Below are 11908 nucleotides of genomic sequence, written 5' to 3'. Positions count from 1 at the left end.
TAACTTTAAACATCTTATTAACAAGCGATATACATGGCACTGTTTATCCTATTCACTACCAAGATAACTCCCCAGCAGAACTTGGTTTAGCTAAAATTTCTACTCTTATAAAAAAAGAACGTTCCAAAAATAGAAACGTTCTTTTAATTGATAATGGCGACTTTATTCAAGGCACACCATTTACTTATCATTATGTTACATACGAAAAAAACAAAAAAAACCCAATGTCCTTATTAGCGAATTACTTACAGTATGACGCTGCAATTATCGGCAATCATGAATTTAATTACGGGATGGATATATTAAATAATGCTGTGACTACTGCGAACTTCCCGTACCTATCAGCAAACATTTTAGATAAAAACAGTAAAAAACCTTATTTCGGGAAACCATATGTAATAAAACATATTGAATCAAATATAAAAATTGCTATTTTAGGGGTGACAACGCATTACATTCCCAATTGGGAACAACCCCATCACATTAAAGATTTACTATTTGAAGATGCATTAAAGACTACAAAAGAATGGGTTTCTTACATTCGCAAACATGAGAAACCAGATTTACTAGTCGTAGCGTATCACGGGGGAGTTGAACGAGATTTACAAACCGGGGTACCGACTGAAGTGTTAACAGGAGAAAACCAAGGATATGCAATGTGCCATGAAATTGAAGGTATAGATCTTTTACTAACAGGTCATCAACACCGAGAAATTTCTCACACAATGGCTAACGGTGTAACAATTTTACAGACTGGATGCAATGGACACTCAGTTGGAAAAGTAAAAATAACATTCGAAAAAACAAAACATAAATGGGTGAAAAAAGAGAGTTCTTCTGAATTATTATCTGTACAAGGAGTTGAGGCGGACCAAGATGTACTTTCATTGGTAGCCGATTACGAAGAGAAAACACAAAAGTGGCTTGATCAACCTATTGGAATCATTCAAGGGGGCATGCAAATTTCAGATGCTATGCAAACTCGTTTGCATGATCATCCTTTTATCGAATTCATAAATAAAATACAGATGGATATAGCTAATGTATCAATTTCTTGTACAAGTTTGTTCCATAATACATCTTCAGGTTTCCCGGAACATGTAACAATGCGTGACATCGTTTCTAATTATATTTATCCAAACACATTAAAAGTAATTAGAATAACTGGAGCAGATATAAAAAACGCTCTTGAACTCTCTGCTTCTTATTTCACATTAAAAACAGATGGATCCATCACCGTAAGTCCTACCTACATAGAACCAAAGCCACAACATTATAATTATGATATGTGGGAAGGGATTTCATACGTATTAAACATTTCAAAACCAATTGGTGAAAGAGTAGAATCTTTACAGCATGACAGTGCTCCTCTTAATATGAATGAAGAATATGACGTTGTAATGAATAATTATCGTGCAAGTGGCGGGGGAAATTTCTTTATGTTTCAAAACAAACCAGTAGTAAAAGATATACCCACAGATATGTCTGAACTTATCGCTAATTATATATTGGAACATAAAACGATAGAAGCAACAGTTAATAACAACTGGAAAGTTATTAAATAACGATTTTTACAAATAAAAAAGATGGGCTTCGCCCATCTTTTAATTTAATTTTGCATTATCTTGCTTTTTTAAAGCTTTTAATTTCGTCGGTGTAACATCTGTACCTTCTTCGTTAACAACTTTAATACCTTTAAGTTCGTTTAACATATTTTGACGAAATCCTTTTAAATATTGTTCACGTAGCGATTGACGCTCACGTTGCTCTTCTTCAGTTAAACCTTCAGCTTTTGCTTTTTTCGCTAAGAAGTTAATGCGTTCAACGAGTTCGTGATTAATCATCTCGAATCCCCCTTCTAATCAAAACTGATTATTATCATACAATAGTTACTCTTCTTTATCAAGCAATTGCTTCGTATACTCTACATATCTACGATGTACAGTTGCCTTTGAAACATTATGACCAAATCCACGTAATGTTGCTGCAATTTCTTCAAACGTGAGTTCACTTTTTCGCAAACGTACAATTTCCTCAATTGGCACTTCTTTTTTCTCTCTTCCTACACTTAAATGACGATTTTTTAAATTTTTTTCTGGACGATAACCTTTTTCTACTGCACGTTGCATACCTCGTTTAATTTTCATATTATGAATCTTTCTTTGATATTCTTCAACAATACCAATAATATCTAATACCATCGAATCAGAATCCGACAATTGTAATTCACCATTATGTGTATGCGTATATACTTTTATGCCTTCTTTATGTAAACAATGCATTAACGCGATCTTCGCATTTCCTCTACCAAGACGCGTTTCATCTTGTATAAGTAACACATCAATTTGTTCGTCTCGAATTGTATCCAACACCTCTAATATACCGTCACGTTCAATTGTATATCCACTAGCCTGCTCTTCAATCACCTTAGTAACATTCATTTGATAGCGCTCAGCTAAATGCAATAATTCATCTTTTTGACGTAATAATGATGTTTCTTGCGCTTCTTTCGTTGTACTCACACGTGCATAAATAATTGCATTCATTTTGAACCCCTCTTTCTCCCTATTATTTCCCTATAGTGTAACATAAATCCGCCATTTGTTCGAACTTATGTTTGTAGAATGTTTTTTCACATGTTATACTTATTAATAAGAAAAATGAAAGAAAACGAGGTGTTAGAAAACATGGAAAAGTTAACGAAACGCCAGCAAGACATTCTCGACTTTATTAAGCTAAAAGTACAAGAAAAAGGATATCCACCTTCCGTACGTGAAATTGGTCAAGCAGTCGGCCTCGCTTCTAGTTCTACAGTGCACGGACATTTATCACGATTAGAAGAAAAAGGATACATTCGACGCGATCCAACAAAACCACGTGCCATTGAAATTTTAGGTGAAGACCGAATGGATACGGAAACACAATCTGTTATTCAAGTTCCAATTGTCGGAAAAGTTACTGCTGGTTTACCAATTACAGCGGTCGAAAGCGTAGAGGAACATTTCCCACTTCCAGCTAGTATTGTTGCTGGAGCAGACCAAGTGTTCATGTTACGTATTTCTGGAGATAGTATGATTGAAGCTGGTATTTTCGATGGAGATTTAGTTGTTGTTCGCCAACAACAGTCTGCATATAATGGTGAAATTGTAGTCGCTTTAACAGAAGATAATGAAGCAACTGTTAAACGTTTCTATAAAGAAAAAGACCATTTCCGTTTACAACCAGAAAATTCTTCATTAGAACCTATCATTTTAAAACAAGTGTCAGTTATCGGGAAAGTAATTGGCGTATATCGTGATTTACATTAAAAAATAATAAAAAGAAGATAATTACCTTATTTATATACGGTAATTATCTTCTTTTTTGTATTTTGATAGATTTCCATGCATTCTATTTCTTATTAACGAGTTTTAATCGTCACATCTCCAGCAGCCGTTTTACCACTAATCTTTTTACTACCATTTCCAATTGTTACGTTTTTATTTTCTTCATTAAAAATTGTTACATCTCCGGCAGCACTTTGCCCAGTAATTACCGCATCTTGTGGTTTTTCCGATAAAGTAATATCTATATCTCCCGCAGTTGAACTTGCTTCTAGATTATACTTAGAATCATGATCTTGAATATTTATTTCCCCACTTGTTGTTTTTGCGGTCACTTTCCCTAATACCTTCTTAAAGTTCACCTCACCAGCTTTTGTCGATCCCTCCACATTCTTAGCCGTTACTTGTTTCAACTCTACTTCTCCAGCAAGTGTTCTAACACTTACGCTATCACTTTTCACATCACTCATTTCGATTTGTCCAGCAGATGAATTTACTTTTATATCTTGGTAAGAGCGTTCGGGCACAAGGAGAGTCAATTTAGACGTTTGAAACCTAAAATTGTAAAAAGAAAAATCAAATGAAGCACCTTTTTCTCTTTCCCCAATAATTTTTAATGTGTCACCATCTTCTGCGATACGAATCTCTTGTTTACGTACATCTCCCGATTGCTTTACATAAAAAGAAGAGTCAGGAGATTTTTGGACAATAATATCCCCGGCATCTAACTTAACTTCTATATTTTTTAATGTTTCGTTTTTAATTACATTTTCTTTATCGCCTTTTTCAGCAGTTTGTACTGCTTTTTCATATGTTTGGGAAATTCCTATTACTCCAATAATGATACAAGCGATAGCGATTAAAAATAGTTTTTTCATCATTTACTCTCCTTTTATCATTTTGAAGTTCCATATTACATATCGTACACACAATCTCTTAAACCACTTTGTACTATAAAAAGCGATAATACATAACAATAAACCTACCCCAACAAACGTTATACTAACGAAAAGATCCAACCATATAAAAGTACCCATAAATACTTTTCCAATAACGAAAAATGGTGTTACTACACTAGCAATACCACCGATCCAAAAAGAAAATATAAAAGCAATAATTGCGACTAACGGGCCTAACACAATAATAAAATTAAACAAACTAAGTCCAATCGCTGCCATAACAGCTCTTGTCACATTTGAAGTCGATGGATTTTTTTTCATTTCATCGAAGCGATACATCGCAAGTAATTCTTTCGCGATTACTTTCGGAGAACCAAGGCCCTGTATTATTTCCGATTCAGTTTTCCCCTCTTCTAGTCCAAACTGAAAGTGCTCTTCATAATCCAATAAAATATCTTGCCTCTCTTCCTCTGGTAACTTTCTAAGATAACTTGATAATTCTTTAAGAAACCCTTCTTTACTCATCCCATTCCACCCCTTCAATAATTTCTTGTACCCCTTTCGCAAAATCACGCCATTCTGTTACTAACAAATGAAATTGCGTCTCCCCTTGCTCTGTTAATTGATAATATTTACGAGGTGGCCCTTCCGTAGATTCCTTTAAATACGTCTGAAAATACCCTTCTTTCGTCAAACGACGTAATAAAGGGTATACTGACCCTTCCGATATTAAAAATTTATTAGAAATTTGCTGAACAAGTTCATAACCGTAACTATCTTTACGTTTTACAAGTGCTAATACACAAAGTTCAAGCACACCTTTTTTAAACTGAACGTTCAAGTGCCATCCTCCTTTCCTATCTTAGTACTGTTCAATGCACAGTACCTATCTTATCCATAATATACCACTTGGTATTGTTTATTGCAAGGTACTAAGCTATATTTATTGCCTAAATTTAGAAAATAAATTGATGAATCCCTGAATAAGACTGTTTTATAACTAAGTATCATTACGTTAATACCATTAAGTAATGATTCGATTCACAAGCCACAAACTTACAACCTTGCAGATGAGGACGTAAAAATCATTGGTCGCGTCGTACAGGCAGTAAAAAATCATTAAGTTATAGCACAAGTAATTAAAAAAAGAGAAGATCGATTCTATCGAAAAAATTTTCTTAGTAAAATGATTCAAGGAAATCAAAAACAATCCAATAACTTCACTTAAAAAAGCTAAAAAAAGCCCTGATACCGTAGTATCAAGGCTTCTCTCTCTTAGTATAGAGACATATATTGATCGCGTTCCCATTGGTGAACTTGCGTTCTAAAGATATCCCACTCAATCTCTTTCGCTTCGATGAAGTGCTCAAGTAAGTGTTCTCCTAGTGCACCGCATACTACTTCATTAGATTGTAATGTAACTAATGCTTGCGCTAATGTCGCTGGCAAGTCAACGATACCTGCTTCTTCGCGCTCTTCTTTTGTCATTACATAGATGTTACGATCTACTGCTGCTGGTGGAGTTAATTTGTTTTTAATTCCATCAAGACCTGCAGCTAATAATGTAGCCATTACTAAATATGGGTTTGCAGCTGGGTCAACACTACGTACTTCTACGCGTGTACTAATACCACGAGATGCAGGGATACGCACTAACGGGCTACGGTTTTGTGCAGACCATGCTACGTAACAAGGCGCTTCATATCCAGGCACTAGACGTTTGTATGAGTTTACAGTTGGATTTGCTATCGCTGTAAATGCTGGTGCATGTTTTAAAATACCTGCGATGAAGTGACGAGCATCATCACTTAATTGTAAGTCACCGTTTGCATCAAAGAATACGTTCTCACCATTTTTAAATAATGATAAGTTACAGTGCATACCTGAACCGTTCACACCGTATAGTGGTTTTGGCATAAACGTTGCGTGTAAACCATGTTTACGAGCAATTGTTTTTACAACAAGTTTGAATGTTTGAATGTCATCACATGAGCGAATTGCATTTGCATATTTAAAGTCAATTTCGTGCTGCCCTGGAGCAACCTCATGGTGAGATGCTTCAATTTCAAATCCCATTTCTTCAAGTTCAAGAACGATATCACGACGACAGTTTTCCCCTAGATCCATCGGCGCAAGGTCGAAGTATCCACCGTTATCGTTTAGTTCTAATGTTGGATTTCCTTTTTCATCAACCTTAAATAGGAAGAATTCTGGCTCTGGTCCAAGATTGAAGTCTGAAAATCCTAAAGCTTCCATTTCTTTTAACACACGTTTTAAGTTGTTACGTGGGTCTCCATCAAATGGAGTGCCATCTGCATTGTAAATATCACAGATTAGTCGAGCTACTTTACCTTTTTCAGCTGTCCAAGGGAAAATTACCCAAGTGTCTAAATCAGGATATAAATACATATCAGATTCTTCAATACGTACGAAACCTTCAATCGAAGATCCATCAAACATCATTTTGTTATCAAGAGCTTTCGTTAATTGTCTCACTGGAATCTCTACGTTTTTAATTACCCCTAAAAGGTCCGTAAATTGTAAACGGATATACTTTACATTCTCTTCTTTCGCCAAACGGAAAATATCTTCTTTTGTGTATCTAGACATTATAAATTCCTCCTTAGTCCCTCTAATCGCCTTCAGAATCAGTTATCTTTAGTGAAAAAATCTTGAAATGTCACCTTGTCGCAATGAAGTTCGATTGAATCTACCTGTATGTTGTAGTTCATCTCGAAGTATTTTGCGAAGCTCAGTTTTTGAAATTTCTTTCGTTTCTTCTTTTACTTTCACTGCTTCTGTTTGATTTTCTTTCATTAGTAACACTTGCTTAATACCAGCCATATTCAAGCCTTGATCTAACAAATCTTTAATCTCTAACAACTTATCTACATCGTTAAATGAAAATAATCTACGATTCCCCTTTGTACGGGTTGGAGAAACAAGATTATGCTCTTCATAGTAGCGAATTTGACGTGCAGACAATTGTGTTAAATCCATAACAATACCAATTGGAAACAGCGGGGCAGAACGTCTATCTTCTTTCATTTTTCAGTTCCTCCTTCGCCTTAACTGCTTCTCATTTTATAACATGTTATGTTTAGTGTCAATAGATGTTAGCTTTTCTTACATGATTTTTTTATAAATTTTTTCATTCTTTTTTCTAATCGCATAAATCGTTACTTTTATACGAAAAAAGCTGCCGATATCGACAGCTCCCCTTTAAGAAATTGTTAATAAATTCTTTTCAATCAATTCATCAATCGCAGAACAAATCGCAATTTTAACATGCGAATACGTTAATCCACCTTGCACATATGCAACATACGGTGGTCTAATCGGACCATCAGCAGACAATTCAATACTTGCACCTTGAATAAATGTTCCCGCCGCCATAATTACATCATCTTCATAACCTGGCATATAGTTTGCATACGGAGTAAAATGCGAATTAATTGGAGATGCATATTGAATCGCTTGGCAGAAGGCAACCATACGGTCTTTATCATCAAATTGAACAGATTGAATTAAGTCTGTTCTTGGTGCATTCCACGCTGGTGACGTGTTCATTCCTAACTTTTCTAAAAACGCAGCTGTAAAAATTGCACCTTTCAGCGCTTGTCCTGCAACATGTGGCGCTAAGAAGAACCCTTGATACATTTCTTGCAGACTGTATAAAGACGCTCCAGCTTCCGCACCAATTCCCGGAGATGTTAAACGATATGCACACGCTTCAACATACTGTTCTTTACCGACAATGTAACCACCAGTTTTTACAATTCCCCCGCCTGGGTTTTTAATAAGCGAACCCGCCATTAAATCTGCACCAACATGACACGGCTCTTGCTCTTCAATAAACTCCCCATAACAATTATCTACAAACACAACAACATCAGGTTTAATTTCTTTAACAAACGCGATCATCTCTTTAATTTGAGAAATAGTAAACGATGGACGAGTAGCATAACCTTTCGAGCGCTGAATACCGATCATTTTCGTATTACTATGAATCGCTGCTGCAACAGCTTCAAAATCAACAAGCCCACCTTCAGTTAGCGGAACTGCATTGTAACCAATATTATATTCTTTAAATGAACCTACACCTTTCCCACGCACACCAACGATTTCCTCTAACGTATCATACGGTTTCCCAGTAATGTACAATAACTCATCTCCTGGACGTAAAATACCGAATAACGCTGTAGAAATAGCGTGAGTACCTGAAATAATTTGCGGACGAACAAGTCCAGCTTCCGCCCCAAATACATCAGCATACACTTTTTCTAACGTATCACGGCCAATATCATCATAACCATAACCTGTCGTCGGGATAAAATGCGAGTCACTAATTTTATGTTTACGAAAACTTTCTAATACACGAAACTGATTACTTTCAATTACTTCATCCGCACGTTTATGTACTTCTGTAATCTGATTCTCTACTTCTTTTACGATTGGAGCAATTTTTTCTCCATTTTTCAAACGATCAAACATTTTTATTTTCTCCTTCTTCCACTAAAAATCTCTTTAATTGCACATTAAGCGATGAATGAGTAAAAATATACCCTGCACAATCATATACAAATTTATCTTCCAGAAACTCCATCTTTGCTAATAGCGTTTCCGTCTTTAAAAGCGTTAATAACTTACCTTCACTCGGAGGGATTTCTACTCGATAACGATCCATTTCTTTCTTCATTTTCATTTCTATCGCTTCTTTTATACGCAATAAATCACTTTCTTCAAAAGCACTAGTCATTAAGAAATCACTTTTCGGAAACGGAATAAAGTTTTGATGTAATTCATCTTTTTTATTATATAACGTAATAATAGGAATATGATTAATTTCAAGTTCTGATAATAATCGTTTTACTGTTTTTTCATGCCCTATGTAGTTAGGATCCGCAGAATCAACTACATGTAAAATAATATCTGCTTCCCCCGCTTCTTCCAGTGTTGAACGAAAAGCAGCAATTAATGAAGTGGGTAAATCTTGTATAAAACCAACAGTATCAGTTAGTAATACTGTATAACCGGAAGGTAAGGGCATCTTCCTCGTCGTTGGGTCTAGTGTTGCAAACAGAAGGTTTTCTTCAAACGTATTAGCTTCCGTTAATCTATTAAACAGTGTCGATTTCCCTGCATTTGTATAGCCTATTAATGAAATTTGAAATACTTTATTGTCTTTTCTTCTCTCACGATATCTTTTTCGGTGTTCCACAACAACTGCAAGTTGTTTCTTTATTTCATCAATACGCGATCGAATATGACGACGATCCGTCTCAAGTTTCGTCTCACCCGGTCCTCTCGTTCCAATACCACCACCAAGACGTGATAAGGACAACCCTTGCCCCATAAGACGTGGCATTGTATATTGCAACTGAGCTAATTCTACTTGAAGCTTACCTTCCCTCGACTTCGCACGTTGCGCAAAAATATCTAGTATTAGTTGCGTTCGATCAATTACTCTCGAATCTAATACTGAGGATAAATTCCGAATTTGACTCGGCGTTAATTCATTATTAAATATAATAACATCCGGCTCTAATTCTTCAGTTAGCATTGTAAGCTCTTCTAATTTCCCTTTACCTATGTAAGTTGCTGGATGAAACTTTGGTCGTTTTTGCGTTGTTGACACTAACAATTCTGCTCGTGCAGTCTTCGCTAGTGATGCAAGCTCTTTCATGGAATGCATAAATTTTTCATCATCATCTTGCGGCAATTGACAGCCTACTAATATGACTTTTTCTTTTTCTTCCATCAAATATGTTCACTCATCCTTTTCGAAATTTAAACCTTCTAATATAATAGCAGAGGAAGCACATTTCATCTAGTTAGCGGGGGAGAAAATTCATGGCATGGGAGATTTTTAGCATCATAGGCACAATCGCTTTCGCACTAAGCGGAGCCATTGTTGCAATGGAAGAGGATTATGATATTTTCGGGGTGTATATTTTAGGAATGGCAACCGCATTTGGGGGAGGTGCCCTTCGTAATTTATTAATCGGTTATCCGATTGTCGCGTTTTGGCAACAAGACATGTTATTCCAAATCGCACTTTTATCAATGACTATTATTTTTCTTTTTCCAAATAAGTTAATTAGACATTGGAAAAAGTGGGAAAATATCACTGACGCTATCGGCTTATCAGCATTTGCTGTACAAGGAGCATTATATGCTCAAAAATTAAATTTACCAATTAGTGCCACAATCGTGGCAGCTGTTTTAACTGGTATCGGCGGCGGTATCATTCGCGACCTTTTAGCCCGCAGAAAACCTCTCGTTCTTCGAGCTGAAGTATATGCCTTTTGGACAATTTTAGCAGGTTTCTTAATTGGCGCTCAAATTATTGTTAGCGATTGGGCCCTTTACATTTTATTCATTTTAATTGTTTGCTTCCGCATGGTTTCTATTCATTACAAATGGCATTTACCGCACAGACGTATCGAAACGAAAGAACGTTCAATGCATAAATAGCAATCTAACCTCTTTACATATCGTAAAGAGGTTTTTCTTTTCTAACGATTTTTTCTTTATATAATGTTTATACTAATTTTTAAAGTGAGGTGAATACAAATGACAAACCACGTTAATAAAGGAGCTCAAAAAAGCTCAGTAAATCAATTTGGACACGATCCTAATTCAGCACACGAAAAGAGCGCTAAAATGGAACACTTCCATAAAACACACCAAGAAAAAGCAAAAAAAGAGTAAACGAACTTATACACAAAAATTGACGCACAGTTTATGTACTGTGCGTCTCCTCTTCGAGCATCAAATCCATACTCGATATTCCAATTAAATCATTTTTATCATACGCATCTTCTTGCAACAACCGCATCGCCTGTGTACGAATTGATTTTTCAACAATATTCCGTACATATCGCCCATTACTAAACGATGTAATTTGCGACGAATACTTCACCGCATGTAAATGATCCCTAAATTTCCATTCAGCTTCTTTTGATAACTGATATTCACGATCTTCATACATTCTCTTCCCAATTTCCAATAGCTGATTTACCGAGTAATCCGCAAACTCAATAATAAATGGAAAACGAGATTGAAGCCCTGGATTTAATGAAAGAAAGTGATTCATCTCTCTTGAATATCCAGCTAAAATCAATACAAAACCATGTTGTTTATCTTCCATATGTTTTACAAGCGTATCAATTGCTTCTTTTCCAAAGTCCTTCTCTCCTCCTCGAGCTAAAGAATACGCCTCATCAATAAACAAAATACCTCCCATTGCTTTTTTTATTAAATCTCTTGTTTTTTGGGCTGTATGGCCGATGTACTCTCCTACAAGATCAGCACGTTCAGCTTCAACCAAGTGGCCTTTCGATAGAATATTCATCTCAAACAGCAATTTTCCTATCATTCTAGCAACAGTTGTCTTCCCTGTACCTGGATTCCCTTTAAACAGCATATGAAGTACTTGCTTCTCTGACTTCAATCCCTTTTCTTGTCTTTTTTTATTCACATAAATCCAAGCATATATTTCTTTTATTATCTTTTTTATATCCTCCATCCCAACAAGCTTCCCCATCTCTTCTTCAATTCTCTGCAGCATTTCATGTTTAATTGCAGTTTCATTTGAAATTACCGTTTTATTTTCTGCGGCTGGCAAAGAAATTTTCTTTCGATGGTTTAACACAATATTAATTTGATTGTTGTTTTTCTTTC

At 35.7% G+C, this 11908-nt stretch carries 14 protein-coding genes and 1 pseudogene; 5 read left to right on the top strand and 10 right to left on the bottom strand.

Annotated features, from left to right (window positions below; all coding sequences use genetic code 11):
* Positions 1 to 1565 (top strand): bifunctional metallophosphatase/5'-nucleotidase (locus ACQGS6_RS15995; RefSeq protein ID WP_426965298.1); only part of this gene is annotated, 1565 nt, incomplete at its 5' end.
* A 39-nt stretch (positions 1566 to 1604) separates the two neighbouring features.
* On the opposite strand, the gene ACQGS6_RS15990 is transcribed toward ACQGS6_RS15995, so the two are convergent.
* Both ACQGS6_RS15990 and ACQGS6_RS15985 read right to left on the bottom strand, forming a co-directional pair.
* Positions 1605 to 1844, bottom strand: coding sequence for a DUF896 domain-containing protein (locus ACQGS6_RS15990; protein WP_000607015.1), 240 nt, complete (start codon positions 1842 to 1844; stop codon positions 1605 to 1607).
* A 45-nt stretch (positions 1845 to 1889) separates the two neighbouring features.
* On the bottom strand, positions 1890 to 2546 hold the full coding sequence (locus ACQGS6_RS15985) for a YneB family resolvase-like protein (protein WP_000991472.1): 657 nt from the start codon (positions 2544 to 2546) through the stop codon (positions 1890 to 1892).
* A 141-nt stretch (positions 2547 to 2687) separates the two neighbouring features.
* Here ACQGS6_RS15985 and lexA point away from each other — a divergent pair, with 141 nt between their 5' ends.
* Positions 2688 to 3308, top strand: coding sequence for a transcriptional repressor LexA (gene lexA, locus ACQGS6_RS15980; protein ID WP_000413738.1), 621 nt, complete (start codon positions 2688 to 2690; stop codon positions 3306 to 3308).
* A 92-nt stretch (positions 3309 to 3400) separates the two neighbouring features.
* Here the strand turns inward: lexA and ACQGS6_RS15975 are convergent, their stop codons facing one another.
* From ACQGS6_RS15975 to ACQGS6_RS15965, 3 genes are read right to left on the bottom strand one after another with little or no spacing between them, the layout of a single operon-like run.
* Entirely contained in the window at positions 3401 to 4204 is an 804-nt protein-coding gene (locus tag ACQGS6_RS15975) for a DUF4097 family beta strand repeat-containing protein (protein WP_009326606.1), read from the bottom strand.
* A complete protein-coding gene (locus ACQGS6_RS15970; protein ID WP_000031383.1) occupies positions 4205 to 4747 on the bottom strand; it encodes a DUF1700 domain-containing protein in 543 nt (180 codons plus the stop codon). It lies immediately after the preceding gene.
* Entirely contained in the window at positions 4740 to 5063 is a 324-nt protein-coding gene (locus ACQGS6_RS15965) for a PadR family transcriptional regulator (protein ID WP_001102628.1), read from the bottom strand. The genes ACQGS6_RS15970 and ACQGS6_RS15965 overlap by 8 nt, the downstream gene beginning before the upstream one ends.
* Before the next feature lie 162 nt (positions 5064 to 5225).
* On the opposite strand from ACQGS6_RS15965, the pseudogene ACQGS6_RS15960 reads away from it, so the two are divergent.
* A pseudogene (locus tag ACQGS6_RS15960) lies at positions 5226 to 5345 on the top strand (LexA family protein); the annotation flags it as partial.
* Between the two features lie 152 nt (positions 5346 to 5497).
* On the opposite strand, the gene glnA reads toward ACQGS6_RS15960, so the two are convergent.
* The 4 genes from glnA to hflX form a co-directional block, all read right to left on the bottom strand.
* Positions 5498 to 6832 carry a type I glutamate--ammonia ligase gene (gene glnA / locus ACQGS6_RS15955; RefSeq protein WP_000092763.1) on the bottom strand — a complete coding sequence of 445 codons (1335 nt, stop codon included), beginning with the start codon at positions 6830 to 6832 and terminating at the stop codon, positions 5498 to 5500.
* Positions 6833 to 6880: 48 nt separating this feature from the next.
* Entirely contained in the window at positions 6881 to 7270 is a 390-nt protein-coding gene (glnR, locus tag ACQGS6_RS15950) for a transcriptional repressor GlnR (RefSeq protein WP_000656783.1), read from the bottom strand.
* Positions 7271 to 7444: 174 nt separating this feature from the next.
* Positions 7445 to 8716: an aminotransferase class I/II-fold pyridoxal phosphate-dependent enzyme gene (locus ACQGS6_RS15945; RefSeq protein WP_000460282.1), complete on the bottom strand. Its 1272-nt coding sequence runs from the start codon at positions 8714 to 8716 to the stop codon at positions 7445 to 7447.
* Positions 8709 to 9983 (bottom strand): GTPase HflX, encoded by a 1275-nt coding sequence (gene hflX, locus ACQGS6_RS15940; protein ID WP_242785018.1) that lies wholly within the window; start codon positions 9981 to 9983, stop codon positions 8709 to 8711. Before hflX ends, ACQGS6_RS15945 begins: the two co-directional genes overlap by 8 nt.
* A gap of 92 nt (positions 9984 to 10075) precedes the next feature.
* On the opposite strand from hflX, the gene ACQGS6_RS15935 reads away from it, so the two are divergent.
* Both ACQGS6_RS15935 and ACQGS6_RS15930 read left to right on the top strand, forming a co-directional pair.
* On the top strand, positions 10076 to 10699 hold the full coding sequence (locus ACQGS6_RS15935) for a trimeric intracellular cation channel family protein (RefSeq protein WP_000312267.1): 624 nt from the start codon (positions 10076 to 10078) through the stop codon (positions 10697 to 10699).
* Between the two features lie 99 nt (positions 10700 to 10798).
* Positions 10799 to 10936 carry a hypothetical protein gene (locus ACQGS6_RS15930; RefSeq protein WP_000181501.1) on the top strand — a complete coding sequence of 46 codons (138 nt, stop codon included), beginning with the start codon at positions 10799 to 10801 and terminating at the stop codon, positions 10934 to 10936.
* Positions 10937 to 10967: 31 nt separating this feature from the next.
* Here the strand turns inward: ACQGS6_RS15930 and spoVK are convergent.
* The coding region (gene spoVK / locus ACQGS6_RS15925) for a stage V sporulation protein K (RefSeq protein WP_426965297.1) at positions 10968 to 11908 on the bottom strand (941 nt) is incomplete at its 5' end.

The sequence above is a fragment of the Bacillus sp. GMs2/2 genome, from assembly GCF_050172095.1.
Classification (GTDB): Bacteria; Bacillota; Bacilli; order Bacillales; family Bacillaceae_G; genus Bacillus_A; species Bacillus_A cereus.
This window is presented reverse-complemented; position numbering and strand designations above follow the sequence as displayed.